The sequence below is a fragment of the Patescibacteria group bacterium genome (genome assembly GCA_024654625.1).
Taxonomy (GTDB): Bacteria; Patescibacteriota; Minisyncoccia.
Window position 1 is genome coordinate 11,903 of the sequence record JANLHB010000024.1, and the last position, 25,336, is coordinate 37,238.

The following is a 25,336-nucleotide window of genomic DNA, read 5'->3' on the forward strand; positions in this document are numbered from 1 at the left end:
TTATTCTTTTTCCATCTCGTCCCAATTATTCCCGATTTTAATATCTGTCAAAATCGGAACGCCTTTTGATTTTTCTCCTATCGCCCCCTCCATTTCTTCTTTGATTATTTTTATTGCTTGATTAACAGCGCTCTCGTCTACTTCAAAAACAAGTTCATCATGAATCTGGAGAATTAAACGCGCCCTCTTTGATAAACCCTTTTTTAAAAGCGCCTCTCTTACCTTAACCATTGCTATTTTTATAATATCAGCCGCCGTCCCTTGGATAGGATGATTAGTAGCCTGACGCTCCGCTTCTTTCTGAATGAAAGGAATACGCGAGCTTATTTCCGGGAAATACCTCTTCCTGCCAAATAATGTTTCCGTAAATCCGAGCTTATAAGCTTTATCTTTCTGCTCTTTCAAATACTCGGCTACTCGCGGAAAACTTTCAAAATATTTATCATAAAATTCCTGCGCTTCTTTTCTTGGACAATCAAGATTGGCGCGCAAAGCGTTAATTCCCATACCATAGATAATGCCGAAATTTATGACTTTAGCCTTTCTCCTCATCTCGCGATCCACATCTTTCGGCTCAACCTTAAAAACATGCGCCGCAACAGAAGCATGGATATCTCCGCCATTTTTAAAAACACTCATCAGCTCTCTGTCTTCGCTCAAGATGGCAAGCACTCTAAGCTCTATCTGAGAATAATCAAAAGCGACAAACTTAGCGCCTTTAGGCGCGATAAAAGCCTTTCTTATGTTTCTACCAAGCTCGCTCTTAACAGGAATATTCTGCAAATTCGGCTCACTTGAAGCAAAGCGCCCTGTCGCAGTGCCAAGCTGGTCAAACCTGGCATGAAGACGACCGTCACTCTCCACCAACTTCGGCAAACTATCAACATAAGTCGTAAGAAGCTTTCTTATTTCACGATAAGAAAGAATATCATCTATGATAGGAAATTCACCCCTAAGTTTCTCAAGCTCAGAAGCCTTAGTGGAAAGCACCCCCCCGGGTGTCTTTTTAATTTTTTTACTACTAATACCGAGTGTAACAAACAAAATATCTGAAAGCTGTTTGGGTGAATCTATATTGAATTCCTTTCCCGCCAGTTTCCATATCTTCTCTTCCATTTTTTCCTCCTTTTTATGATATTCGACAGAGAGCTTCTTTAAAAAATCGATATCAAGGAGTACTCCATTTTTCTCCATTTCCAAGACTACCGGCATCAGACGGCTCTCTATCTCATAAACCTCTTTTGAAAAAACTCCCCCTTTATACATCTCTTCAGTCTTCTTTAAAATACTCTCCTTGAGAGATACTGCTTTTTCTTCATTTTTCTTAACGTTATCAGGGTTATTCAAAGCAATTTCATTATTGTTATCTACCACTCCATTGAGTCGGGTCATTAGACTATTAAACCCAAGGTTGGCAAAAATATCTTTCACCTCTTTTTTCCTTTCTTCATCTTGAGAAATATCCTTAAACTCAGCCTCTTTTAAAGAAAACTCTATTGGCGCATCTTTTCTTATCGTCGCAAGCTCTTTAGAAAAAAGAGCATCTTCTTCATGTTCCTTTAACAAGTTTATAATCCTTGGTTTAAATCCTTTCTCTATGAATTCTTCCTCTCCTTTTTTTGTTTTTAATTTTTTATAAATATTTTCAATCTTGCCAAAATTTTCTATAAGAGCTGACGCTGTCTTAGCTCCAATACCAGGCACGCCTATTATATTATCAGACGGGTCTCCGGAGAGCCCTTTAAAATCTGGCAAGAATATTGGCAGAAAACCAAAGCGTTCTTTAACCGCCTTCTGATCGTAAATCATCGTATCGTTTATCCCCTTCTTGAGAGTGTAGACGACCACATCGCCATTTTTGACCAACTGCATCGTATCCATATCGCCCGAAGCAATAAATATTTTTATATCATCCTTATCTTTAAGTTTCTCAACAATCGTCCCCAAAATATCATCCGCTTCAAATCCCGGTTTCTCATAAATAGGGATATCGAAAGCTTTCATCAAGTCACGAGACCTATCTATCTGCCCGGCAAGCTCGCTGTCCATCTTCGGTCTTTTTCCCTTATATTCATCATAAGCGATATGACGGAAAGTCGGCTCCGGTAGATCGTAACAGGCAGCAATGTAGTCGGGTTTAAGCTCTCGGATAACTTTTATGACAAAAGCCGCTACTCCATACAAGGCGCCCGTCGGCTCGCCCGTCACCTGAGACTTAAAGTCAGGCAAGGCGTGGTATGCCCTGTGAAGGATGGCGTGGGCGTCCAATAGTACCAGAGTTTTCTTATCTTTTTTGTCTGAATTTTTCATAATTAGCTTTTAACTATTATATATTATATTATATAATCAGCATATTATCCGAAAAATGGATTCAACTTGAAAATTGTCGATTCTCTTTATTTTTGATATACTTTATACATATGGAACAAGAAAAAATACTAAACTTTTGAAAATGGTAAAATAAAAACATGGAAGAACAGGCAACAACAAGAGACGACTTGGCAGAAGAAAGGACTCATCTTGCAAACGAAAGAACACTCTTAGCATACTGGAGAACATCACTTGCATTTTTAGTTTCAGGAGCGTTTCTAATCAAATTCGTTCCTTCAATATATTTTATAATATTGGCCGTGGCTTCAGTATTATTTGGAATAGTATTATTTATTTATGGCAGCGCAAGGCATATTAAATATAAAAAGAAAATAAACAACAGTTAATCATGCATCCATGTCAACGTGGCAGGTTGACATTGGTAAATATTTTTATTACATTTTAATTTCCCTGGTATTCTCATCAATAAATTTAAAAAATATTTTTTGAGTATCTTTCGGCAATATCTCCTCCACCTTATCCGCCCATTCCACTAGGATTATATTTTTCGGATTATCTATTATCTCTTTCCAACCCAAATGAATAATCTCTCGGTTATCCTCAATTCTATAAGCGTCAATGTGGATAAGATGTTCAAATTGTTTTCTACGGACGTCGCACTTCCGTAGTTTGGGAATTTTATAAATCTTCTCTATTACAAAAGTGGGGCTGGAAACTTTCTCCTTCACCCCAAGAGTCTCGGCAAAAGCCTGAGTAAAGGTTGTCTTACCGGCACCCAAGTCACCTATAAGTCCAATCACTTTTGCCTTATCGCCGGACTCTTTCATAATCTCTTTTGCCAAGTCACTAGCAAGCGATTGCGTCTCCTTAAGATTAGTTGTTATTTTTTTCATTTCCTCTATTTTAACATTTTAGACGAGAAAAATCTCTCTGACTAACACTCACTCTCTCCACTGTCAACCTTGTTTAGCTACCGATAAAATGATACGAATAAAGAATGAAAAAGAAAGATGAAAATAAACTGACCATCAAAATTCCGAAAAAAATGCATGAAATCTCAGAACTTTCTTATGATGAAAATGACGATAATTTTTCTATAACCATAGTCTCTAAAAAAAATAAAATTAATCCGAGCGATCTAATCTTTAACGCGCCAATTGCCCTTCTGACCCAAAATAAAGAAAGAAGCAATCAGTTTGCCCAAGTCTTAGGCCGAGCGCTTGCAAGAACAAGAGAAAATAAATTATTTTTAAGCTCTTGGTCTTTTGTGTCGCTTGAAGATATTAGAAAATCTAAAGCAGAATCAAAATCAGCCAATTTTTTCAATCATATATTGGAAGAAATCATAAGAAATATCCCTCCTCAACCTATTGCTATAATATTCTGGCAAGATAAAAATGGCATATGGTGCATCATAAAACCAAACAGCCGAGATGATATATTTGAAAAAATGAAAGAAAAATCAAATTTTTCTTCTAAAGACAATTATTTAATCGCCGGACCTTATACAAATTTCTCTGAAGCGGAGCTGGAGATAAGAAAGGCTATAAAAGAAGTAATCCAATAATCCCTTAAACGGCTCACTCCTCAAGAGGAGTGAGCCGTTTAGCCCTGCCTGCCGGCAGGCAGGCGTTGAAGCAAATCTGTAATTAAGCTATCATATATAACAATGACTTTACCCAGTGACGACAACGAAGAAAAACTTAATAAATGGAGGGATAAAGAAGAAGAAGATTTAACCAAACTTTTAGCGGGGAAATATAATCTCCCTTATCTTGACCTTTCAACCGTAACTATAGACCTTGATTCACTTAAGATTATCCCTGAAAAAGAGTCTCGCGAAGCTAATATGGCCGTATTTCAAAGCGTAGGTAAAAAGCTCCAAGCGGCCATTCAAAGCCCGAATCCTGACAAAACAAAAGAAATATTAAAAAGCCTTGAAGATAAAGGTTATATCTTGACTGTATTTATGGTCTCTAAAAACAGTCTTGAGAAGGCTTGGGGTCGTTATAAAGAAGTGCCGAAATTTACAGAAGTAACAATCGGAGCTATTGATATCTCAGGCAATAAGCTTGAAGAATTAATGGAAAAAACCGATAACATAACTTCATTTAAAAAAACTATCATTGAAATAATAGAAACAAAAAAAGCCCATCAAGTTTCTGAAATTCTAGAAGTTATATTAGCCGGAGGGATAAAGATAGGAGCCTCTGACGTACACATTGAACCGGAAGAAGAAAATATAAGGTTAAGATTTCGTCTTGATGGAGTACTCCATGATATCGTGTTCTTTGAACATAAAATATACCAGCTTATTCTCTCAAGAATAAAACTTGTCTCCGGGCTAAAACTCAATATAAAAGACAGGGCTCAAGACGGCCGATTTTCTATCCATATAAAAGATACTGATATTGAAATAAGAACTTCAACAGTGCCCGGCGCTTATGGCGAATCCGTTGTAATGAGAATATTAAATCCTGATTCTATCAGCGTAACTTTTGAAGAGCTTGGCATAGAAAAAAGGCTCTTTGAAATACTTTCCAAAGAAATTAAAAAGCCAAACGGCATGATATTAACGACCGGACCGACAGGGTCAGGAAAAACGACCACGCTCTATGCTGTTTTAAAAAAGATTAAAACCCCCGAGATAAAAATAATCACACTTGAAGACCCTATTGAATACCACCTCCCGGGTATAACCCAAACTCAAACTGACGCAAAAAAAGGGTACGACTTCGCAAACGGACTAAGAGCAATCTTAAGACAAGACCCTGATGTGATAATGGTCGGTGAAATAAGAGACTTGGAGACGGCAAAAATCGCGATAAATGCGGCGCTTACTGGACACCTCGTCCTTTCAACCCTCCACACTAATAACGCCGCCGGCACAATACCGCGACTTATAGATCTTGGCGTAAATCCGAACACTATCGCTCCTGCCTTGAACGCTTCTCTTGCGCAAAGACTAGTCAGGAAACTTTGTGATTCTTGCAAAATGAAAACCGTTCCTACTAAAGAAGAAATGTCCTTAATATTGAAAATTATTGAATCTTTACCGGAAAGCACGGAAGAACCAAACATGGAAAATATAGAAATTTATAAAGCGGGAAACTGCGATAAATGCAGTAATACCGGATATAAAGGGAGAATCGGCATCTTTGAGGCTATACTGGTAGACGATGATGTAGAGAGGCTTATTTTAAAAAATCCAACCGAATCGGACATAAGAGAAGAAACTAAAAAACAAAAAATAATGACGATGTCTCAAGATGGAATACTTAAAGTCCTAAACGGAGAGACATCGCTTGATGAACTTGGCAGAGTTATTGAGCTTGAATATTAATGCGGAGTTACCCCGCCAAGAAACGGTAAACCCCGCCTTGGCGAGGTAAATAAGAAACCACTTAAATTTTCAGGCTGGAACTTCCAACATTCGTCAAAAGTTTAGGTTTTATTTTTAGTAATCCCCCAGCTTGCCCCGCCAAGGCGGGGAGCCAAAGTACCCTTTAAACAAAACCCGATAAAGCGCAAAGCTTTTGCCTGAAAATTTAAGTGGTTTCTTATTCAGTTCTCAATATTAAAGCTTAATCGCCAATAAAGGAAATTAAACATTGAATTATATTATATATCAGCAAAATATGGTAAAATACAATTAACCCCGATAAAATTCATGAACCTATATATAACCTAGCACATAACTATTATTATGTCAAGTAAGCAAAATGTACACCAAACTAATAAAAATACTGCCGAAAGAGGCTTTACTCTTATAGAATTATTGGCAGTAATTGCCATTATAGGAATATTAAGCTCTGCTATCTTTGCTTTCACTCTTAGCGCCAGAAGAAGCGCCAGCGATGCTAATGAAATAAGGGTTATACAAGAAGTTACGAAAGCGTTAGAACTATACTATCAAGACTATAGCACATACGACACGCTTCCCGTTGCGCCTAATTGCAATTCTGAAAGATGCGTTGATTGCTCCGAAAGCGATCCTTCAAATTTTTTCAATGAACTGCAAAACAAAGGATACTTTACTCAACAGCAGATTATGTATATATTTGGAGAATCGCCGTCAAACCCTAATAAAAAAGCGTGCTATATTTATAGCCCGGATGGGCAAAAATATAAAATCATGTCAATATTGTATGATTCTGGAAAAATGCAAAAAGACGGCGGGCTATCCAACAATAGATATGAAACAGGCAATGATTTAAGTTTTACAAACTGGGGGTTAACTTCCAGTTATGATGATTTATTTGAATAATTGATATAATAACTTTTTATACCAAACTATTAATGCAACAACTCACGTATGTCAAATCAAGAAGAAAGACAAATAAATAACGATAAATTTCTTGACGCAACATTAAGGCCTCAGAAGTGGCATGATTATATAGGACAAGAAAGAATAAAAAATAATCTTAAAATACTTATCACGGCCGCCAAAGAAAGGAATCATCCGCCGGAACATTTGCTTTTCTATGGTCCTGCCGGGCTAGGCAAAACAACTATCGCTAATTTAGTAGCCAAAGAGCTGGAAGCGCAAATCAAGATAACTTCCGGACCTGCCATTGAGAGGGTTGGTGATCTGGCATCAATACTCACAAACCTTTCCCCCGGGGATGTTCTCTTCATAGACGAGGTACATCGCTTGAATAAACTTATTGAAGAAGTGCTCTACTCTGCGATGGAAAACGGCTCGCTTGATATAATAATAGGCAAAGGGCCATCGGCTCGCACAATCCAACTGGAGCTCCCTCCTTTCACCCTTATTGCCGCTACCACAAGGATAGCGCTCCTCTCTTCTCCTCTTCGCTCAAGATTCTCCGGTGGAACATTCCGTCTTGATTTTTATTCTACTGATGAAATTAAAAAAATTATCCAACGCTCAGCCAAGATCCTTGATGTAGAGATAGAAGATGAAGCGGCTATTGAGATAGCAAAAAGAAGCAGATCTACCCCCAGGGCAGCTAATCATTTCCTAAAACGATGCCGGGACTTCGCTCAAGTAAATAGAAAATCTCTAAATATGGAATGTGTAAAAGAAGCATTATCACTTCTTGAAATAGATGATGTCGGGTTATCACAAGCAGACAGGGAGCTCCTTGAGACAATCATCACCAAATTCGCCGGAGGGCCCGTGGGGCTTAACACAATTGCGAGCGCCATATCAGAAGAAGAAGCGACAATTGAAGATGTATATGAGCCATATCTTATACAGCTCGGCTTCTTAGAGCGAACATCAAGAGGAAGAGTAGCGACGCCTCATGCATATCTGCATTTAGGGATAAAACTACCGGAAGATGAACAACAGAAATTATTGTGATAATTGGCAATTTAATGCAAAATGTAAATATCAAATTGCAAAATGACAAAGTAAAGTTTAAAATAGTTTACCAGGGGTAAATTATTAAATTTTGCGTTTTGATTTTTAAATTTTAATTTTAGCGAATAATAGAGCCGTCCGCCTAAGGCGGATACCTGCCTACCGGCAGGCAGGCTCAATTTTGTAAATAAAATTGGTATGTCAGGACATAATAAATGGTCAAAAATAAAAAATAAAAAAGCGGTTACAGACGCGCAAAAAAGCAAAGTCTTTTCGAAGTTTTCCCAATTAATAACTATTGAGTCCAAGAAAGCGAAAGGCGATGAAAATTCTCCATCGCTCCGCGCCGTAGTAGAAAGAGCGAAGAAAGAAAATATGCCAATAACAAATATAGAAAAAGCTATCAAAAAGGGAGCTGGTGCTGATGCCGGCAACCTTGAGGAAGTGCTGTATGAAGCTTACGGTCCAGGAGGAGTAGCCCTTATCATAGAGGGGATCACTGACAATAAGAACCGCTCGGCGGCAGAGATAAAACATATTCTATCCAAGAACGGACTTTCACTTGCCGGACAAGGGAGTGCCACTTGGGCCTTTGAGAAGACTCACGAAGGCTGGGAACCAAAGCAAATAACGCCTATAGGAGAAGAAGACGGGGCCAAACTTGAAAAACTAATTGAAGAACTGGAAGACAATGACTCAGTGCAAAACGTCTATACCAACGCCGAGTAAAAAGGATAGGGTAGTAAAAACGGAATACAAAAAAACGGGTGTGGTAGAATTTCTACCACACCCGTTGTTGTTTACAACCTTTCTTTTTCAGAATCCCATCTTAAGATCAATCCAGATTATTAATCTAACGACAATAAACATAGACACGAAAACTTCAGCCGAGACGAAGAGTGCGCTCTCCAGCGCCACCTTACTGTCATTGGAGAGCAAAAGAACCAGGTAGTAGAAGATGAAGAAAATACCGCTTACCCAAGCTCCGCACATCGTAGCTCTAGCCCAGTCGCAACGCTCATAAGCTCTCTCTTTCATAACATCTTCTTCCATAGCCCGCCTCCTTTATTTAAATTTTCTATTTTTAATTTAAAACTTATTACCAGTTTTAAAGACGATATTAATCTAATTTAGAGTCTAATATTTTTCTTACCAAAAATCAACGGTTATCTACTTTTGACAAAACGACACTCGCACTTCGGACATTGCGTCGTGAAATCATTGGGGTCATTATTGAACCCCGCGATGATCTCCGCCGGCGTCATTTTCTTATCGCACTGCGTTATTTTTCATATTTTTATAATATCAAATTAGCTTAAATTTTATAATCCTCAGTCATGAGACTACGGACGTCGCATGTCCGTAGTTTTACTTCATGGCAAGTTTTGCAAATTTGATGGCCCCTTCTTTTGAGCCAGATACGCACATGAAGCCGCCTCGGTGGCAGAAGATAGCGTCGGGCACACCTGTCGCCTCTGCCAACTCTTCACCCCGCAAACCTCTCCACTTATCGGGAATGGGTTTCCTTGTCTCAAATGTCTTCTTGTCTTTGTTTATGGCCACCACTTGCCAATTTGAAACATCACTTCTGTAGAGCACAGCGTATAGAGGTTCCGGGTATTCAAGCAGGACGCGGACGACATTCTCTCTGCCGTAATCTCCGTCCTCGTTAAACACGACGAGCTGTTTGTCCTCGGACATATTATAAGCCTCTTTTATTTTAATTTCTGATTCTACTTGATCTTGAGTTATCTTTATCTCTCTTTCTATTATCTGGCGCGCCAGAGAGACCGCCTCAAGAAACTTCTCATCGAAACTTATATCCTTCTCCTTCAATGTCGGCCTAAACATATTTACCACGCCGGTAATTGTATAGCCATACACATCAGGGAAAACATATTCTTTCACCAAATCCACGCCGTTATCCTCCGCGTCCACTACTTGTGCCAAATTCTCATCTATATGACTAGCCACTTCGGGTGAACCGCATAAACCAGCTCCAAACTTCTTCCAGACTAAGCCGAAAGAAGCGTAAGGGATGCCGTTCTCTCTCTCGCCGGCTCCGCCGATCTGATGATGGTCAAATTTATTGTTCCCCTCATCATATTCCCCGCCGATATCAAGTACATAATCCCCGCTCTTAATAATCTCAAGATCCCTCGTCCTTAACACTTCAAAAGGCTCGTCACCAAGAACAAGCCCAAGAGTCGCCACGGCAAATACATCGTCTGAATGAAACTTCCCATTATGAGTAATAATCTTTATCATAAAATTATTTTTATTATTCATCATTTTCGCTAATTTTTCCAGTTAATTAAAAATCAGTTTATATCTAAAAAAATAATTTTAAGTTTTTATTATCCCTTCATTACCGCTACAGGGCGAAGTCGAGCAACCTTGCGCGCGATACCGGTGTGATCTACAACGTCCACTACGTCTTCAATATCTTTGTATGCTTCCGGCGCTTCTTCTGAAAGACCGGAAATAGAACCGGCGCGCACGGCAATACCTTTTGCTTCCAACTTTTCTCTCAGTGCCGCGCCACGTATCTCATGCTTCGCCTGCGTACGAGACATCATGCGCCCAGCGCCGTGCGCCGTGGTACCGAAACTTTGCTCAAGCGATTCTTTCTGTCCAACCATCACAAATGAATGCGTCCCCATGGACCCTGGGATAATCACTGGCTGGCCGGGAAATGCCCGTGTCGCTCCTTTTCGATGCACCAGTAACTTTTTTCCATCATACTCTTCCACTTTTGCGATATTATGCGCCACATCATACAACAACTCCAATGCATCCCCTCTTCCTATCGCATAATCCCACGCCTTTCGCACTTCCCAAGTAATGCGCTGGCGATTCGCCCACGCAAAATTTGCCCCTGCTGCCATCGCCTTGTAATAATCCTGCCCTTCGGGCGACATAAACGGGCACGCGGCAAGCTGTCTGTCTGGCAATGAAATACCATACTTCGGCATCGCACGAAGCATCACCCGAATATAATCTGTCGCAATCTGATGCCCCAATCCGCGGCTCCCGCAATGAATGAGTATGACTATCTGATCTTTAAATAGGCCGAATTCTTTTGCCGTTTTCTCATCATATATTTCATCAACACGATCCACTTCCACGAAATGATTCCCTGCGCCAATGGTGCCAAGCTGGTCGCGCCCGCGCGCTTTTGCGGTCTTTGACACTTTTGATGCATCAGCCTCTCCCAAGCGTCCGCCCGATTCGCAATGCAAAAGATCATCTTTCGCGCCATAACCATCCGCCACCATCTTTTCCGAGCCATAAAGAAGCACCTCATCCAGCTCTTTTTCTGAAAGTATCATCTGCCCACCCTTCCCTACGCCCGAAGGCACTTCTTTGTACAAGGCATTTAAAAGCACGGGAATTTTATCTTGTATGTCACCATAGTGAACATCCGTTTTCAAAAGCCTTACGCCGCAATTAATATCAAACCCGATTCCTCCTGGCGAGATTACGCCATGCTCCGCATCCACTGCCGCCACCCCGCCCACCGCAAACCCATATCCCCAATGAATATCAGGCATCGCGAGTGAATATTTCTGTATACCGGGAAGAGTTGCCACATTTACCACCTGCTCAAGCGCCTTTTCCTCAAGCAGTTTCCCCATCATTTTCTCCGAAATAAATACGCGCGCCGGCACCCGCATATCGTGCCGATAGCTTTTGGGTATCTCCCAAATATAATCGCTAATCTTTACCAAATCTTCTTTTTTCATATATCAAAAAGAATAGTTACTTCATAATTGCCTGCGTCATTTTGTATGATCTCTGCACCGTGATAGGTGACGGCTTTGATGTCTTCGCCAAACCCTTCCACGCGTTCGCCCGTAACCTCAGCTTTAAGCTCTGTGCCAGAAAGTTTTTTAACTATAACTTCATCAAAGACTGTTTTCTCAATTTGGCTTTGCGCAAGCACCTCGGAAAGAAAATCGATTAGTAATGCAGTTTGATCAGGCGATGTTATGTGTATTTCTTTCTTTACTTTTTCGTTTTCATCCGCCGGCTGACGAGTTCTTTTTGCATTTTGTATTTCCGCCATTCCGCGAAGCGCGGCGCAAAACAACTCCTCAATCGTTGAGCCTTCCGCTTTCAACCGCACATCTGCGGTATGAGAAAGTATCTGATACATCTTTATTTTTTTTGATAATGGAAAAGTTTCAAGTGTTTCGTATCTCACACCGGCAGAATCAAAGCGCGATTCCACTAGATCAACGAAACGAACATCAAATGAAGTGAGTTCGGGCAACGATTTTGAGAGATCAATTTCTTTTACTAAAGCAGGGTTTTTAAAACGCGCTAATGTTGCGTGCGGAATTATTTCCTCATGAGGCTCTACGCTTAAAAAACTCCTCAGCTCTTTTTGCATTTCTTCTACAAACTGCCGATATGCATCACTCTGAGAAAACTCCGCCCATACCATACGCGGAGACATATTCGGTGGAGCAAAATCTACTTTTTCAAATAAAAGAGAAAATGGTTCAGTGTGCGCGCACAAACTTTTAAGTTTCTCTTTTATATCACCAATATGCTTTTCTTCCACCTCCCCCAAAAAACACGCGGTAATGTGAATATTTTCTTTAGGCGTCCACCCCATATCGTGCGCTTGGAATTGCTTGCAATAATCTGCGAATGCATCTTGCCATTCTAGAGGAAGTGAAATTGATACAAAAAGACGCTTCTTCATATATAATTAAGTATACCATTAAATTCCTGGCTCTACCCTACCTAATATGATACTCTCAAGCATAATTTTAATTAGTTGAATGATTAAATATGTTAATATAAAATCATGATCATCTTAGGTATTGACCCGGGATACGAAAGGCTGGGAATAGCAATCCTTGAAAAGAAAAAAGGCAGAGAAGAACTGCTTTTCTCCGATTGTATTAAGACTTCCGCTAAAATTCCTTTCAACGAAAGGCTATTCATAATCGGCAAAGAGCTGGAAAAAATAATCAAGAAATGGAAGCCGGATATTACAGCCATAGAAAAGCTTTTTTTTACCACTAATCAAAAAACCGCTATGCGCGTCTCTGAGGTACGAGGATTAATAATCTACCTGGTTATGCTTTATAAATCTGAATTACGCGAATTTACCCCGCTTGAAATAAAGACGGCTGTTGTCGGCTATGGCAAAGCGGAAAAAAGGCAAGTAGAGCATATGGTAAAAACAATCCTTAAACTTAAAGATAAAGAAATGGCAGACGATGAAACAGACGCCATCGCCTGCGCTTTAACTTGCTCAGCCTGCCTGCCTGCAGACCTGTCTACCAGCAGACAACCCATCTATCCACTCCTCCATTCAAAAAGTAAATTAAAATAAGACTTTTTAGCATTAAATTTTCTACTGAATATTTTATCCACAGGTTATTCACATTTCATTTTAAAACACTTGCAAAAATTTTTAACTTCTGATAAAACTGGTATGTTCAGCCTTATATCTAAGCCTGACTAGGTCGTTTAAAGCGATTTAATTAAAAGTTTTAAATAAAAATATGTTCAACGATACAACAATGAACGATGATTTCTCCGACGATGAACTAGAAGAAGAGGAAGAGGATATGCCAATGGGAGATAATGATGACGATGAAAATGAAGAGGTGGAAGACGAAGAGTAATCATAAAAATAATCCGTCCGCCAGCTGGCGGACGGATTATTTTTTATAAAAATTACTTAATTTTTATTTTAAGAAAACGGTATTTCCCGACTCTCACCAAACAATCTTTTTTAATTTTATATTGAGCATCTGTTATTTTTTCATCATTTATCTCTATAGCATTTCCTTCAATCAATCTTCTAAAATCAGCTTTAGATGACACAAGCCCCTCGCCAAGCAAAACATCATTCAAATTAGCGCCTATCTCAGCTTCCGCCTCTTTAACATCCTCCGGTATACCGCCCTTCTGAAAAGTTTCTATAAAATTATTTTTCGCGCTCTCCGCCTCGACATTTCCGTAATATATCTCTACTACTCTTTTTGCCAATTCCATTTTTGCGTCGCGGGGATTAAGCTCTCCTTTTTCCATTTTTCCGCCAATATCAATTATTTCGCCTTCCGGCATATCTGTGGCAAGAAGAAGATATTTTGCGATCAATTCATCGCTTATAGACATCAATTTGCCGAATATTTCATTTGGCTCGTCAATAATATTAATAACATTACCCCAACTAGTAGACATCTTTCTTCCGTCTGTGCCTTCTATCATTTTTGTGATTAGAATATCTTGCTCGGGTTTGCCATAATGTCTTTGCACTATACGTCCGGCCTTTAAATTAAAAAGTTGGTCAAATCCGCCAATCTCCAAGTCGGTATTTACAACAAGAGAGTCGTACCCTTGCATAAGCGGATACAAGAACTCGCGGACGCTTATCTCTTCGCCTTTTTCAAACCTGTCTTTAAAGTTCCTTCGAGCAAGCATCTGACCCACAGAGAAACTCTCTGCCAACTCTGCAATTTCTTCAAGGTTAAGCTTTGAAAGAAATTCGCTATTATAATGAACTTCAACTTTTCCCATATCAAGGATTTTGCCAAGCTGAACAATATAATCCTTCATATTCTTTTCTATATCTTCCTTGGTGAGCATAGGCCTCTTCTCTAGCTTATCAGAAGGGTCTCCTATCCTGGCGGTAAAGTCACCGACAATCAAGACAATCTGATGCCCTAAATCCTGAAAAGCTCGTAATTTACGAAGTGGCACCGCTCGTCCTAAATGAATTTTGGGACCCGTGGGGTCAATTCCAAATTTAACCCGGAGCATTTCTCCTTTTTCCATTCTTTCCTTAAGATGATTAAAATCAATCACCTCTTCAACACCGCGAGTTAAAACTTCATTAATTTTTTGTTTATCTGTATTTATCAGCATTATTATTAAACAATAGCATATTATCGCATTTTTCGTATAGTATTTTTGTTCTATAGACAAACATTCTTTTTATATCTACAATACTTAACAATGTTACATAAAAAAATAATGAAGGATAAGGGCTTTATTTCTATTAAGGGGTTAATTGCAGCCTCTTTTATAATTTTATTTACAGGCGGAGGAATTTTTCTCTTATGGGCAAACACGCTTCAAATGCCCGATTTCGGTTCATTTGAACAGAGAAAAATAATTCAATCAACTAAAATATATGACAAAACAGGAAAGGTATTACTCTACGATGTTCATCAAAATATTCAACGAACAGTCGTCTCACTTGAAAAAATCTCGCGCCATATAAAAAATGCCACTGTGGCTATTGAAGATGCTGAATTCTACCAACATTCCGGTATTCGTCCAACCGCAATATTTCGAGCAGTTTTTATACAACCATTAAAAGGAAAAGGTGTCCAAGGTGGTTCAACTATCACTCAACAGGTAATTAAAAATACTCTTCTATCAAGAGAGAAAAAAATATCAAGAAAACTAAAGGAGGCAGTATTATCTCTTAGGCTTGAGAAATTAATGTCAAAAGATGAAATCCTTAATATTTACTTGAATGAAGCGCCTTATGGCGGAAGTATTTATGGGACAGAAGAAGCGGCTATGACTTTCTTTGGCAAAAATGCCCAAGATGTCACATTGGCGGAAGCAGCCTACTTAGCCGCCATACCGAAAGCGCCGACATTTTACTCGCCATATGGGAATAATCGCGACAAACTGGATGAAAGAAAAAATATTGTCTTAAACAGAATGCTTGAACTTGGATTTGTCAGTGAAAAAGACGCTGAAGAGGCAAAAAATGAAGAAGTGTATTTCGTACCGCGATCTGATCAGGGAATACTTGCTCCTCATTTTGTAATATTTATAAAAAGTTATTTAGAAGAAAAATATGGCAAAGATTTAATAGAAGAAGGAGGACTTAAAGTAACAACCACTCTTGACTACAAGCTTCAAGAAAAAGCTGAGAAGATAGTTGCTGAATATGGGCAAGAAAACGAGGAAAAATTTAATGCTTCAAATGCAGGAATGGTGGGGATAGACCCGAAAACAGGCCAGATACTTGTAATGGTTGGCTCCCGAGATTATTTTAACGCCGAAAAAGAAGGTAATTTTAATGTTACCTTAGCCAAACGCCAGCCAGGCTCCGCCTTTAAGCCTTTTGTATATGCTACAGCATTCAAGAAGGGTTTTACTCCAGACACTGTCGTCTTTGACCTTCAAACTGAATTTCAATCAAATTGCAAACCTGACGGCACTCCAAAATATACAGAAGTTAATCCTGATGACTGTTATCATCCTGGAAATTATGACGGCATTTTCCATGGCCCCATATCATTTCGCGATGCATTAGCTCAATCCATAAACATTCCAGCCGTAAAAGCGCTTTATCTTGCAGGGTTACAAGACTCGCTTCAAACTGCCAAAGATATGGGAATAAGCACCCTTTCAAATGTAAACCAATATGGACTGACACTTGTATTAGGAGGCGGCGAGGTAACTCCGCTTGATATAACAGGGGCTTACGGCGCATTTGCTACCGGTGGGATAAAAAATCCAACAACTGGAATCTTAAAAATAGAAGATAATAATGGAAAAATTATTGAGGAATTCTCTCCGGAACCAAAGCGTGTTCTTGATGAAAATATAGCTTTAATGATATCTGACATCTTATCAGACAATAATGCCAGAACACCGGCATTTGGAAGCAACTCTTATCTTTATTTCCCGGAAAAAGACGTGGCGGCTAAAACAGGAACTACAAATGACTACAAAGACGCATGGATAGTCGGGTATACGCCGAACTTTGCGCTCGGAGCGTGGGCAGGGAACAACAATAACTCAGAAATGGAGAAAAAGGTGGCTGGTTTTATTGTGGCTCCTATGTGGAACACATTTTTTAAAGAAGTTTTAATTGATCTGCCTGAAGAAAAATTCAAGGAACCTAATATACCAATACCGGAAAAACCGATTCTTCACGGTATTTGGCAAGGAGGAGAGAGTTATTTTATAGATAAAATTTCAAAGAAACTTGCGACTGAATTTACCCCTTTAGAATTAAGAGAAGAGAGGGTGGTTACAGATGTTCACTCAATACTTTATTGGGTAGATAAGAATAACCCGCTTGGGCCGAAACCTGAAGAACCTGAAAATGACCTTCAATTTGAATTATGGGAAGATCCGGTTTTAAAGTGGGTAGAAAATCAAAAAATAAAGACCGAGACCGCGAATGATACGCCTAAAGAATTTGACGATGTTCATAAACCTGAATTTATGCCGAAAATAAACATAATAGAACCTAAGTCTGAAAATATTTATAATAAAAATGATAAAATAACACTCCAGATTCAAAATTACAGCAAATTTCCAATATCAAGAGTGGATATATTCTTAAATAACATATATCTTGGCTCTACAGTAAATGCTCCTTTTAACTTCTCATTTAACCCAAACAACACCGAGGGACTTGGTGATAAAAACGAACTTAAGGTAATAGTTTACGATAGCGTAAAAAACAAAGGAGAAACGACTATGGAGCTTAATATAGGTCTATAAATCTACCTTATATCTATTATTGTTTTAGAATAGAATTGTTTTTCCAACTCTTCTAAAATCTGCTGTTTTTTAAAGAAAATTTCATTCTTAATCATTGGATTTGCTTTAATAAATACAGTCGGTTTATTAACTACAATATTCTCTTTTTCTAATTTAATACCTGTTTTATTTAAAATAATCTCCATAATATCATCTACAATGGCTTCTTTGGGGATTTTTAGACTTTTAAATTTTTCCAAAAAAGGAGAAAGAGTTTTCCACATAATATTTTAAATTCGAAGCACGAAATAACGAAATTCGAAATAATATCTAAGTTATAAATTCTAATTTTTTAATTTTTTTAAATTTTGTATTTTGGTCATTTGAATTTGTTTCGTGCTTCTGATTTCGTGCTTCGTATTTATATATTTATATATTTTTATGCATTCATTGGCATAACTAAATATTGAAAATCGCTTGTATTTTTATTGGTTATAACAAGCGGTTTATTTGGCCCGTTAAAATTCATCACTATAGTATCAGTATTTATATAATTCAAACAGTCTACAATATATCTATAATTAAACGATATTTTAATATCTTCACCGATAATATCTGAATTAATAGTTGTGTTATATTCTCCTGTTTCTTGGCTTGATGTCTTAATTTCTATCATATTATCACTTTTATGTATAATTAAATTAACTTCATTTAATCTTCCGGAGAAAATACTTGCTGTTTTCAATATATTCATCAAATCTTCCTTATTAACAACAGCCGTAGTTGTAAACTTTTGCGGAATAATCTGCTTATAATCAGGAAAAATGCCGTCAATTAATCTTGATATAAACTTAATATTATCAACTATTAATATAATTTGATTTTTATCAAAAATAATATCAATATCTCCTTCTTTATTTTCAAAAATACGTATTATTTCAACTATACTCCTATAAGGAATAATTAAAGGTGAAAATCCTTTAAATTTGTATGGTATTTTTTTCTCCGCTAAACGAAAAGAATCAGTTGCTACAAAAACTAAAGGTGTTTTATCTGAAGAATTGATATAAACACTTGATATCTCCGGTTTAATACCTGACAATGAAGCTCCGTAATAAACTGACTTTAAACCGGAGATAAATTCTTTTACCGGCAAGGAAAATACATTTTCTTCTTTTATTGTTGGAAGTGAAGGAAAATCGTCAATCGGATAGCTTTTTATAAGCGTTGATGTATTTGGCGCTGAAATAACAAGATTATTATTCACTAATTCAAGATTTATATTATCAGCTTTATTAAAATTAGATAAAAAACCATTAATAATACCTGCTGGCACCGCAACTTCACCTTCCTCTTCTATTTTTGCCGGTATATTAATTTCAATACCAATCTCCAGGTTAGTTGCTGTTAATTTTATTTTTCCCGGTTTGTTATTTTTAGCTGATATTAAAACAGAGCCGAGTATCGGTAAGTGTAAATTTTTATTTGTTATTTTTTCAGCTAAAGATATAGAATCTTTTAAATGTTTTTTTAAACAAGTAATCTTCATAGTAATTAATATTTATTATTTATATAAAATTTTTTATTATTATTAGTGTTGTGTATAAGTGGAAAACTGATTATTAACTTGTTATTATATATCTTTTTTAAAAAATAAAATGTTAATAAAATGATAATTTAAAATCTAATAAGATGTGTGTATTTATTAAGAAAAATTTATACGAATAATAATCTACTTCTTATCCCTAATATGTTATAAAATTTTCCACACACTTATTAACAGTTTAATCTTTATAAAGTATTTCTCTTATTTGTGTTATTTCTTGATTTAACCTTTCATTCTTATTAATTTCATTTAAAATTTTTTCATATGAATAAATAACAGTGGTATGGTCTCTGCCGCCGAATTTTTTCCCTATATAAGGGAAAGAACTGTTAAAATCTTCCCGTAATAAATACATCGCTATTTGTCTTGGCGTAACATATTCTTTTTTTCTTGTTTTTCCGAAAATAAACTTTTCTTCAATATTATAAAAATCAGCAATTGTCTTAATAATAGCGTTTATCGTTACGGTTTTATAAGGTTTTATATTCTTTTTCAAAATATCTTTGATTTCTTGAATTGAAATTTCTCTGTTTTTAACTTTTATCTCCCCTATTATAATGTTTAAAGCACCCTCAAGTTCTCTAATACTGTCTTTTATAACAGATGCTATATATTCAATAGTTTCATTTGGTAATGTAAAATTTTTACTTTCCAATTTAGACTTTAAAATCGCCAACCTTGATTCAAAGTCGGGTTTTGATACATCTACCATCATTCCGCCTTCAAAACGCGACCTAAGGCGTTCCTCAAGCCCTTCTATATGCTTTGGAGGCTTATCGCACGAGAAGACAATTTGCCTGTTTGACTCATAAAGAGAATTAAAGATATGAAAAAATTCTTCCTGGGTCTTTTGTTTGCCTGAGAAAAATTGGATATCGTCAATTATTAACAGATTACATTGCCTGTATTTCTCTTTAAAATTGTAAATATTGTTGCTTCTTATTGATTCTATGAGGTCGCTGGTGAATTTCTCAGACGTTATGTATCTTATTTTGGCGCTGTTGTTTGTCTCTTTCAGTTTATTACCGATTGCTTGTAAAAGATGAGTTTTTCCAAGACCTGTTCCTCCGTATATAAAAAGAGGGTTATATTGAGAGCCTAAATTTTTTGAAATTGTTTCTGCTGCGGTGTAGGCAAGCTCGTTAAAAGAGCCAACTATAAAAGAGTCAAAAGTGTATCTGGGGTTTAAATTGTCTTCACTGTTGATATAAAGCTCATTGAACTCAAGTTGATTCTCGCTTTCTTTATGGCTTGATTGCTGATTTTTTTGAAGATTGTTTGAGTTTTGGGGGAGAATTATATATTCTACGCTTCTTACATTTGGATCAAGACATCGCAACGCCTTTGTTATTAATTTATGATATTTATTAAAAAGCCACTCTTTTGCGAATGTATTTGGAACATTGATAAAAATAGTACCGTCTTCTTTGTTCGCTATATTTGTGTTTTGAAACCATGTTGTGAAGTTTGCAGGTGAAATATTTAATTCTATTTCAGCCAACACCCCTTCCCAAAGTTTTTCTTTTTCCATAATCGTTTATTATTATACCTTTTAAATATAGAAAAATAAAAATCAGCTAAACCTTATTGTTATGTTAATAATAAGTGGAGCAGTTGTGAAGATTGACCTTGATTAAAATTTTCATCTTAATGTTGTTTTTAAATAAAACTTGGCCGACCTTAGTTTTTAATATGATTGACTAAGCTTGAAATTATACTATACTGGTAATTATGTCAGTTACATATCAGCCTAAAAATAGAAAAAGGAAAAAAACACATGGTTTCCTTGTCAGACAGAAAACTGCCGGCGGAAAGAAGGTTCTTGCTTCTCGCAGGCAAAAAGGAAGAAAAAAACTAGCTGTCTAGTTTTTTTCTTTATTTTAAGGTGTTTTACCTGATGAGTCTTGTTTTATTGAATAAAATTAAGAATCCTTCATTTTATAACTATATGTTGCCTAAAAAAAGAAGGGTGGATAAAAATTCCTTCAAAAAACTTTTTAAGGAAGGAAAAACAATAAAATCAGAGTTCTTTACATTAAAAATTCGATATACAGATAGTAATTTAAGTAAATTTTCAGTTATTGTCCCTGTTTCTGTTGAAAAAAAGGCCACAGAGAGAAATAAACTTAAAAGACGGGGTAGGAGTGTTTTATTAAAAAATATAGACAGTATAAAAAGAGGATTAGAAATGCTTGTTTTTTTAAAAAAAGAGTCCAAAGAGCTTAAATTTGCTGATTTTGAGAAGAATCTCGTTTTTCTATTGGTAAAATCGGGATTATTAGGTAAAAAATAAAATTAATTTATATATGACTTTTTTAAAATTACTTTATATTTCAGTATTTTATGAACCTCTTTATAACGGTTTGGCTTTTTTGGCTAACCTTGCGCCTTTTGGCGATATTGGTATTGCAATTATTGCTCTGACTCTGGTTGTAAAATTTATATTATTCCCTTTTTCTCATAAAACAATTGTTACTCAATTAAAAATGCGCAAGCTTGAGCCTGAAATATCGGCGCTTAAAGAGAAGCATAAAGAAGACAAACAAGAGCAGGCAAAAAAGGTTATGAGTTTATATCGCGAGCATGGGATTAATCCTATGTCGGGGTTTTTAATGCTTTTAATACAGCTACCTATAATATTTGCGCTGTATAAGGTTTTTTTAAATGGCCTTAGTTTTAACCCGGATGATCTTTATTATTTTATCTCTGTCCCTGACAATATAAGGACTTCATTCTTGGGTATATTTGATTTGACTCAGAAAAGCTATATCCTTGCCGGCTTTGCGGCAATTACTCAATTTTTCCAAATGAGGCTTGCCACACCGCCTTTGGCTAAAAAAGATAATAGTAAAAAGAGCTCTTTTCAGGATGATTTTGCCCGCAGTATGAATATACAGATGAGATATATAATGCCTCTTTTTGTATTTTTTATAGCATTTAAGTTTTCATCGGCTATCGCCCTTTATTGGACAACTATGAATATTTTTGCTATAGTTCATGAAATACTAGTCAGATTTAAAGCTAAAAAAATGTTTCTAAATGGAGACTCAAAAGGATATAATAAAAAAAATAATAGAGGAACTTCTTTCGAAAATGACAATCGCGGGCGAGATTGATATTGTTGACGAAATTGACGGCGCTCGTTTTACGGTAAGGACCAGGAGTATAAATACTCTAATAGGAAATAACGGGCAAAATCTTAGCTCTTTTTCTCATATTGTAAAAAAAATTTCTGAAGTAAAATTAAGAAAAGCCGGATTTGATAATTCGCTTCAGTTTTCGGTTGACGTTAATGATTATCAGCTTAAAAAGACTGAAGAATTAAAGAGTCTGGCTAAGATGAATGCTCAAAGAGTCAGATATTTCAAGAAAGAGATTATTTTACCTCATATGAACTCTTATGAGAGGAGAATTATCCATACTGCTTTGGCTGAATACCCTGATATTAAGACAGAGAGTATCGGAGAAGGAGAAGAAAGGAGGATTGTTATTAAGCCTTTATAATTAATTTTATTAAAGTCCGGTGCAGTCCGGATTTTTTAATAAACAAAGCCAATTATCCACGGATAATCTCTCTGCCCTGGCATCTATCGGTATTCCGCATTTTAACAAGCACGCGGTGTTTATTAAGTTTAGATTATTTTTTAATAGTTTTCTTTTACTTGAGAAACCTTTTTTTACGATTTCAAAAAATTTTTTCTCATCTATTGTTTCTTGAGGCGAGGTAAAATTCTTTTTTGAAATATCACTTATTAGAATAATAGCCGAATCAACTTTAGGCTTTGGATTGAAAAACATTGCCGGAACTTTTTTTATAAATTTCGGCGTTCCATAGACTTTTACGCTAATGGACAAAATACTTTCTTTCCGTTGTCCTTTATGTTCTTTGGTTGTTATTCTATCGGACACTTCTTTTTGGACTAAAAGGACAATTTTTTCAGGTTGAACTCTTGTTTCTAAGAAGGTTTTTAATAATCGCGATGTTATATAGTATGGGATATTAGCTACAATTTTATAAGATTTATCCTTTAATATATAAGGTTTTGGGTCAAAATCTAATGCATCGCCATATATTAACTCAAGTTTTTTATTTATTATTTCTTTTTTAAATTTGTCCTTTAGAAAGTTTATTAATTCCTTGTCCTTTTCAATAGCAATAACCCTGCCGGCATATTTAAGTAGCTCTTCCGTTAAGACCCCTTTTCCTGGTCCAACCTCAAGGACAGTGTCCTTTTGATTTACTTCGGCGGATTTTACAATCAATGAGACGATGCTTTTTGAAGTAAGGAAATTTTGACCCAGTCTTTTTTTTGCTTTTATCATATTTATTAAAATTCAATTGTTGGCAAGTCTTCACCGGCATCATCATTGTTATGGAAAATAATGAGGTGATCCGGAAGCTCGCTTAAAAATGATGAAGGGTAATTAACTTGCTTTGACCCGAAGATAGTCCGCATATCGGCAAAAGATAAATAGAGTTTTTCTTTTGCGCGGGTTAATGCTACATAAAAAAGCCTCCTCTCTTCTTCCTCGTGTTCCTCCCCCTTACCGCCTAAATCTTGATGAGGGAAAAGACCTTCTTCGAGTCCGGTGATAAATACATATTTAAATTCAAGTCCTTTGGCTGAGTGCACTGTCATAAGCCTTACCGCTTTATTTTTCTCTTGTATTGAATCTTGGTCTGATACAAGAGACGCTTCCGTTAAGAGCTTCTCAATACCTAGGGGCGCTTCAAAGTCATCGTATTTTAATCCTAATGTTACCAATTCTCTTATATTTTCCAATCTTTCTTGATCATCTTCACTTCCGCTTTTTAAAAACTCCTCCATTCCGGTTGCTTTTATAACATTTTTTATCACCAGTGACGGCTTTTCTGTGAGAATGGATTTTTTTATTGATGTTAATAATTTATTGAAATCATTAACTTTCTCCTCTGTTTTTTGCGGAAGTTCATTCTGTTTGCCGGAGAATATCTTAAGAAGAGTCGTTTTTCCTATTCCCCTTGGCGGGATATTTATAATTCTTTTTAGCCCTTCTTGGTCGTCCGGATTTAAAGCCACTTTTATAAAAGTCAGTATATCCTTAATCTCTTTTCTTTCAAAAAAACGGACCCCTAGAATTTGATAAGGAATGCCTTTTTTAAGCAACGCTTCCTCTAAAGAGCGTGATTGGAAATTAGCTCTATAAAGTATGGCAATACCTGAAGCCTCGCTTTTGTTTTTAGAAATAATTTTTTCTATCTCTTCTGCTATAAAAAGAGCTTCTTTTTCTTCATTTTCCGCCTCAAAGAGCGTTATTTTTTCGCCTTCTTTGTTTTTGGTAAACATATTTTTGTCTATGCGCAGTTTATTTTTCTTTATTACCTTATCTGCGGCAAAGAGAATATTTTTAGTAGAGCGATAATTTTCTTCAAGAAGCACAAGTTTAACATCAGGGTAATCTTTTTCAAAATTAAGGATATTTTTAAAGTCCGCCCCTCTCCAGCCATAAATTGATTGATCGCTGTCGCCTACCCCGCAAATGTTTTTATGCTCTTTTGAAAGAAGTTTTGTAAGCGTATACTGGCTTTTATTTGTATCTTGGTACTCGTCTATGTGGATATATTTCCACAAGGATTGATAATATTTTAATATTTCAGGATTTTCTTGAAGAAGAATGACTGTTTTTAGGATGAGGTCGTCAAAATCAAGCGCGTTTTGTTTTTTTAAAATATTCTCATAGTTGCCCCATATTATGGCGAGCATTTTAGGGAAGTATTCATCGCCTGCTTCTTCAAGATAAGTTTCGTAGTCCGTCAATTCACCTTTTTGTCTTGAAATTGTATTTTGAATTCGTCTTGGGTCAAATTGTTTTATATCAAGATTAGCCTCTTTTATCGCCGACTTAACGGCTTTTAAAGAATCTTCTTTGTCTAAGATAGAGAAATATCGCGTTATGCCAATGGCTTTTGAATTTTCTTTTATAATATGGACACCAAGCGAATGAAAAGTGCTTACAAAAGGTATGCTATCTTGCAGCAGGTGCGGGGCGTCTTTCTTTATTAGGTCAATAATCCGCTCTTTCATTTCCTTGGCTGCTTTATTGGTGAAAGTTATAGCAAGAATATTTTTTGGCTCCACTCCTTCTTTTACAAGGTTAAAAATCCTATGAGCTATAGTTTTAGTTTTGCCGGCTCCGGCTCCGGCTATTATTAAAAGAGGGCCTTCCTTATGCAGGGCGGCTGCCTCTTGAGATTTATTTAATTCAGACGAACTCATTAAAGTATAATACCTTATTTGAGCCCGGTGACAATATTTCTAAATTCTGCTATCCCTTCTTTTATTTCATTTTGAATTAATTCTTCAATCCCGGGAATTTTAGCTTGCAAAAAGTTATGCATTTTATCGTTGTTGCCTTCTTTGCTTAATGTATTAAATTCTCCACGCGCTTCTTCCGGAAGATTTCCCAGTGTTACAGCCGTTATCCTCTTTAGCAGACTTTCTCCGAATTTAGAAATTACAAGATCTTTATTTCCTTCTGATAAAGACGAAAGCCCAAGCTCTTCTATAAGTGTGTTTTTTATTTCTTCTTGTTGTATCATAATA

The 25,336-nt window shown here is 36.6% G+C and carries 26 protein-coding genes; 13 read left to right on the forward strand and 13 right to left on the reverse strand.

All coding sequences use genetic code 11. The annotated features are described in order from the left end of the window. On the reverse strand, window positions 1-2,310 hold the full coding sequence (locus tag NUV40_02665; GenBank protein MCR4342784.1) for a DNA polymerase: 2,310 nt from the start codon (window positions 2,308-2,310) through the stop codon (window positions 1-3). Window positions 2,311-2,468: 158 nt separating this feature from the next. On the opposite strand from NUV40_02665, the gene NUV40_02670 reads away from it, so the two are divergent. Then, window positions 2,469-2,717, forward strand: coding sequence for a DUF202 domain-containing protein (locus NUV40_02670; GenBank protein ID MCR4342785.1), 249 nt, complete (start codon window positions 2,469-2,471; stop codon window positions 2,715-2,717). A gap of 48 nt (window positions 2,718-2,765) precedes the next feature. Here NUV40_02670 and tsaE read toward each other — a convergent pair whose 3' ends face one another. Further along, window positions 2,766-3,224, reverse strand: a complete 459-nt coding sequence (gene tsaE, locus NUV40_02675) for a tRNA (adenosine(37)-N6)-threonylcarbamoyltransferase complex ATPase subunit type 1 TsaE (GenBank protein ID MCR4342786.1) — start codon at window positions 3,222-3,224, stop codon at window positions 2,766-2,768. 104 nt (window positions 3,225-3,328) lie between these two features. Between tsaE and NUV40_02680 the strand changes: the two genes are divergently transcribed. The 5 genes from NUV40_02680 (at window position 3,329) to NUV40_02700 (ending at window position 8,389) form a co-directional block, all read left to right on the forward strand. Next, window positions 3,329-3,898, forward strand: coding sequence for a hypothetical protein (locus NUV40_02680; GenBank protein MCR4342787.1), 570 nt, complete (start codon window positions 3,329-3,331; stop codon window positions 3,896-3,898). Window positions 3,899-4,000: 102 nt separating this feature from the next. Then, window positions 4,001-5,674, forward strand: coding sequence for a GspE/PulE family protein (locus NUV40_02685; GenBank protein ID MCR4342788.1), 1,674 nt, complete (start codon window positions 4,001-4,003; stop codon window positions 5,672-5,674). A 363-nt stretch (window positions 5,675-6,037) separates the two neighbouring features. Continuing rightward, the gene (locus NUV40_02690; GenBank protein ID MCR4342789.1) at window positions 6,038-6,598 is read left to right on the forward strand and encodes a type II secretion system GspH family protein; all 561 of its coding nucleotides are present in this window, start codon (window positions 6,038-6,040) and stop codon (window positions 6,596-6,598) included. 48 nt (window positions 6,599-6,646) lie between these two features. Further along, complete coding sequence (gene ruvB, locus NUV40_02695; GenBank protein MCR4342790.1) at window positions 6,647-7,660, forward strand: Holliday junction branch migration DNA helicase RuvB; 1,014 nt, start codon at window positions 6,647-6,649, stop codon at window positions 7,658-7,660. A 198-nt stretch (window positions 7,661-7,858) separates the two neighbouring features. Next, on the forward strand, window positions 7,859-8,389 hold the full coding sequence (locus NUV40_02700; GenBank protein MCR4342791.1) for a YebC/PmpR family DNA-binding transcriptional regulator: 531 nt from the start codon (window positions 7,859-7,861) through the stop codon (window positions 8,387-8,389). An 87-nt stretch (window positions 8,390-8,476) separates the two neighbouring features. Here the strand turns inward: NUV40_02700 and NUV40_02705 are convergent, their stop codons facing one another. The 4 genes from NUV40_02705 to thpR all read right to left on the reverse strand — a co-directional run bounded on the left by NUV40_02705 (window position 8,477) and on the right by thpR (window position 12,374). Beyond that, window positions 8,477-8,713, reverse strand: a complete 237-nt coding sequence (locus NUV40_02705; protein MCR4342792.1) for a hypothetical protein — start codon at window positions 8,711-8,713, stop codon at window positions 8,477-8,479. A gap of 315 nt (window positions 8,714-9,028) precedes the next feature. Next, window positions 9,029-9,952 (reverse strand): MYG1 family protein, encoded by a 924-nt coding sequence (locus NUV40_02710; protein MCR4342793.1) that lies wholly within the window; start codon window positions 9,950-9,952, stop codon window positions 9,029-9,031. Window positions 9,953-10,017: 65 nt separating this feature from the next. After that, window positions 10,018-11,337 carry an RtcB family protein gene (locus tag NUV40_02715; protein ID MCR4342794.1) on the reverse strand — a complete coding sequence of 440 codons (1,320 nt, stop codon included), beginning with the start codon at window positions 11,335-11,337 and terminating at the stop codon, window positions 10,018-10,020. A 65-nt stretch (window positions 11,338-11,402) separates the two neighbouring features. Continuing rightward, a complete protein-coding gene (gene thpR / locus NUV40_02720) occupies window positions 11,403-12,374 on the reverse strand; it encodes an RNA 2',3'-cyclic phosphodiesterase (GenBank protein MCR4342795.1) in 972 nt (323 codons plus the stop codon). 105 nt (window positions 12,375-12,479) lie between these two features. On the opposite strand from thpR, the gene ruvC reads away from it, so the two are divergent. Together ruvC and NUV40_02730 are read left to right on the forward strand one after the other, a co-directional pair. Then, entirely contained in the window at window positions 12,480-13,013 is a 534-nt protein-coding gene (ruvC, locus tag NUV40_02725) for a crossover junction endodeoxyribonuclease RuvC (protein MCR4342796.1), read from the forward strand. A 172-nt stretch (window positions 13,014-13,185) separates the two neighbouring features. After that, entirely contained in the window at window positions 13,186-13,308 is a 123-nt protein-coding gene (locus NUV40_02730; GenBank protein MCR4342797.1) for a hypothetical protein, read from the forward strand. Window positions 13,309-13,360: 52 nt separating this feature from the next. Here the strand turns inward: NUV40_02730 and tyrS are convergent, their stop codons facing one another. Then, window positions 13,361-14,554, reverse strand: a complete 1,194-nt coding sequence (tyrS, locus tag NUV40_02735) for a tyrosine--tRNA ligase (GenBank protein ID MCR4342798.1) — start codon at window positions 14,552-14,554, stop codon at window positions 13,361-13,363. Window positions 14,555-14,644: 90 nt separating this feature from the next. On the opposite strand from tyrS, the gene NUV40_02740 reads away from it, so the two are divergent. After that, entirely contained in the window at window positions 14,645-17,167 is a 2,523-nt protein-coding gene (locus tag NUV40_02740; protein MCR4342799.1) for a penicillin-binding protein, read from the forward strand. Window positions 17,168-17,169: 2 nt separating this feature from the next. On the opposite strand, the gene NUV40_02745 is transcribed toward NUV40_02740, so the two are convergent. The 3 genes from NUV40_02745 to dnaA all read right to left on the reverse strand — a co-directional run bounded on the left by NUV40_02745 (window position 17,170) and on the right by dnaA (window position 20,283). Continuing rightward, a complete protein-coding gene (locus NUV40_02745) occupies window positions 17,170-17,430 on the reverse strand; it encodes a hypothetical protein (protein ID MCR4342800.1) in 261 nt (86 codons plus the stop codon). A gap of 155 nt (window positions 17,431-17,585) precedes the next feature. Next, window positions 17,586-18,695 carry a DNA polymerase III subunit beta gene (gene dnaN, locus NUV40_02750; GenBank protein MCR4342801.1) on the reverse strand — a complete coding sequence of 370 codons (1,110 nt, stop codon included), beginning with the start codon at window positions 18,693-18,695 and terminating at the stop codon, window positions 17,586-17,588. 235 nt (window positions 18,696-18,930) lie between these two features. Next, a complete protein-coding gene (gene dnaA / locus NUV40_02755; GenBank protein ID MCR4342802.1) occupies window positions 18,931-20,283 on the reverse strand; it encodes a chromosomal replication initiator protein DnaA in 1,353 nt (450 codons plus the stop codon). 200 nt (window positions 20,284-20,483) lie between these two features. Here dnaA and rpmH point away from each other — a divergent pair, with 200 nt between their 5' ends. The 4 genes from rpmH (at window position 20,484) to NUV40_02775 (ending at window position 22,256) form a co-directional block, all read left to right on the forward strand. Continuing rightward, window positions 20,484-20,618 (forward strand): 50S ribosomal protein L34, encoded by a 135-nt coding sequence (rpmH, locus tag NUV40_02760; GenBank protein MCR4342803.1) that lies wholly within the window; start codon window positions 20,484-20,486, stop codon window positions 20,616-20,618. Window positions 20,619-20,700: 82 nt separating this feature from the next. After that, window positions 20,701-21,045, forward strand: a complete 345-nt coding sequence (gene rnpA / locus NUV40_02765; protein MCR4342804.1) for a ribonuclease P protein component — start codon at window positions 20,701-20,703, stop codon at window positions 21,043-21,045. A 13-nt stretch (window positions 21,046-21,058) separates the two neighbouring features. After that, a complete protein-coding gene (locus NUV40_02770) occupies window positions 21,059-21,868 on the forward strand; it encodes a YidC/Oxa1 family membrane protein insertase (protein ID MCR4342805.1) in 810 nt (269 codons plus the stop codon). Beyond that, a complete protein-coding gene (locus NUV40_02775) occupies window positions 21,846-22,256 on the forward strand; it encodes a hypothetical protein (GenBank protein MCR4342806.1) in 411 nt (136 codons plus the stop codon). The genes NUV40_02770 and NUV40_02775 overlap by 23 nt, the downstream gene beginning before the upstream one ends. Window positions 22,257-22,265: 9 nt before the next feature. Here the strand turns inward: NUV40_02775 and rsmA are convergent, their stop codons facing one another. From rsmA to NUV40_02790, 3 genes are read right to left on the reverse strand one after another with little or no spacing between them, the layout of a single operon-like run. Then, a complete protein-coding gene (gene rsmA, locus NUV40_02780; protein MCR4342807.1) occupies window positions 22,266-23,075 on the reverse strand; it encodes a 16S rRNA (adenine(1518)-N(6)/adenine(1519)-N(6))-dimethyltransferase RsmA in 810 nt (269 codons plus the stop codon). 5 nt (window positions 23,076-23,080) lie between these two features. Beyond that, window positions 23,081-25,009 (reverse strand): exodeoxyribonuclease V subunit gamma, encoded by a 1,929-nt coding sequence (locus NUV40_02785; GenBank protein MCR4342808.1) that lies wholly within the window; start codon window positions 25,007-25,009, stop codon window positions 23,081-23,083. 14 nt (window positions 25,010-25,023) lie between these two features. Continuing rightward, window positions 25,024-25,332, reverse strand: coding sequence for a DUF5663 domain-containing protein (locus NUV40_02790; GenBank protein MCR4342809.1), 309 nt, complete (start codon window positions 25,330-25,332; stop codon window positions 25,024-25,026). Window positions 25,333-25,336: the final 4 nt, after the last annotated feature.

Excerpts from the sequence above, each read along its gene's own strand:
- NUV40_02665 (MCR4342784.1), bottom strand. The coding sequence starts at position 2,310 with ATGAAAAATTCAGACAAAAAAGATAAGAAAACTCTGGTACTATTGGAC.
- NUV40_02770 (MCR4342805.1), top strand. The coding sequence starts at position 21,059 with ATGACTTTTTTAAAATTACTTTATATTTCAGTATTTTATGAACCTCTT.
- NUV40_02705 (MCR4342792.1), bottom strand. The coding sequence starts at position 8,713 with ATGGAAGAAGATGTTATGAAAGAGAGAGCTTATGAGCGTTGCGACTGG.
- rnpA (MCR4342804.1), top strand. The coding sequence starts at position 20,701 with ATGTTGCCTAAAAAAAGAAGGGTGGATAAAAATTCCTTCAAAAAACTT.
- NUV40_02690 (MCR4342789.1), top strand. The coding sequence starts at position 6,038 with ATGTCAAGTAAGCAAAATGTACACCAAACTAATAAAAATACTGCCGAA.
- NUV40_02790 (MCR4342809.1), bottom strand. The coding sequence starts at position 25,332 with ATGATACAACAAGAAGAAATAAAAAACACACTTATAGAAGAGCTTGGG.
- dnaN (MCR4342801.1), bottom strand. The coding sequence starts at position 18,695 with ATGAAGATTACTTGTTTAAAAAAACATTTAAAAGATTCTATATCTTTA.
- NUV40_02710 (MCR4342793.1), bottom strand. The coding sequence starts at position 9,952 with ATGATGAATAATAAAAATAATTTTATGATAAAGATTATTACTCATAAT.
- tsaE (MCR4342786.1), bottom strand. The coding sequence starts at position 3,224 with ATGAAAAAAATAACAACTAATCTTAAGGAGACGCAATCGCTTGCTAGT.
- ruvB (MCR4342790.1), top strand. The coding sequence starts at position 6,647 with ATGTCAAATCAAGAAGAAAGACAAATAAATAACGATAAATTTCTTGAC.
- rsmA (MCR4342807.1), bottom strand. The coding sequence starts at position 23,075 with ATGATAAAAGCAAAAAAAAGACTGGGTCAAAATTTCCTTACTTCAAAA.
- NUV40_02700 (MCR4342791.1), top strand. The coding sequence starts at position 7,859 with ATGTCAGGACATAATAAATGGTCAAAAATAAAAAATAAAAAAGCGGTT.
- ruvC (MCR4342796.1), top strand. The coding sequence starts at position 12,480 with ATGATCATCTTAGGTATTGACCCGGGATACGAAAGGCTGGGAATAGCA.
- NUV40_02785 (MCR4342808.1), bottom strand. The coding sequence starts at position 25,009 with ATGAGTTCGTCTGAATTAAATAAATCTCAAGAGGCAGCCGCCCTGCAT.
- NUV40_02745 (MCR4342800.1), bottom strand. The coding sequence starts at position 17,430 with ATGTGGAAAACTCTTTCTCCTTTTTTGGAAAAATTTAAAAGTCTAAAA.
- thpR (MCR4342795.1), bottom strand. The coding sequence starts at position 12,374 with ATGAAGAAGCGTCTTTTTGTATCAATTTCACTTCCTCTAGAATGGCAA.
- NUV40_02685 (MCR4342788.1), top strand. The coding sequence starts at position 4,001 with ATGACTTTACCCAGTGACGACAACGAAGAAAAACTTAATAAATGGAGG.
- dnaA (MCR4342802.1), bottom strand. The coding sequence starts at position 20,283 with ATGGAAAAAGAAAAACTTTGGGAAGGGGTGTTGGCTGAAATAGAATTA.
- NUV40_02740 (MCR4342799.1), top strand. The coding sequence starts at position 14,645 with ATGTTACATAAAAAAATAATGAAGGATAAGGGCTTTATTTCTATTAAG.
- NUV40_02670 (MCR4342785.1), top strand. The coding sequence starts at position 2,469 with ATGGAAGAACAGGCAACAACAAGAGACGACTTGGCAGAAGAAAGGACT.
- rpmH (MCR4342803.1), top strand. The coding sequence starts at position 20,484 with ATGTCAGTTACATATCAGCCTAAAAATAGAAAAAGGAAAAAAACACAT.
- tyrS (MCR4342798.1), bottom strand. The coding sequence starts at position 14,554 with ATGCTGATAAATACAGATAAACAAAAAATTAATGAAGTTTTAACTCGC.
- NUV40_02715 (MCR4342794.1), bottom strand. The coding sequence starts at position 11,337 with ATGCGGGTGCCGGCGCGCGTATTTATTTCGGAGAAAATGATGGGGAAA.
- NUV40_02775 (MCR4342806.1), top strand. The coding sequence starts at position 21,846 with ATGACAATCGCGGGCGAGATTGATATTGTTGACGAAATTGACGGCGCT.
- NUV40_02730 (MCR4342797.1), top strand. The coding sequence starts at position 13,186 with ATGTTCAACGATACAACAATGAACGATGATTTCTCCGACGATGAACTA.
- NUV40_02680 (MCR4342787.1), top strand. The coding sequence starts at position 3,329 with ATGAAAAAGAAAGATGAAAATAAACTGACCATCAAAATTCCGAAAAAA.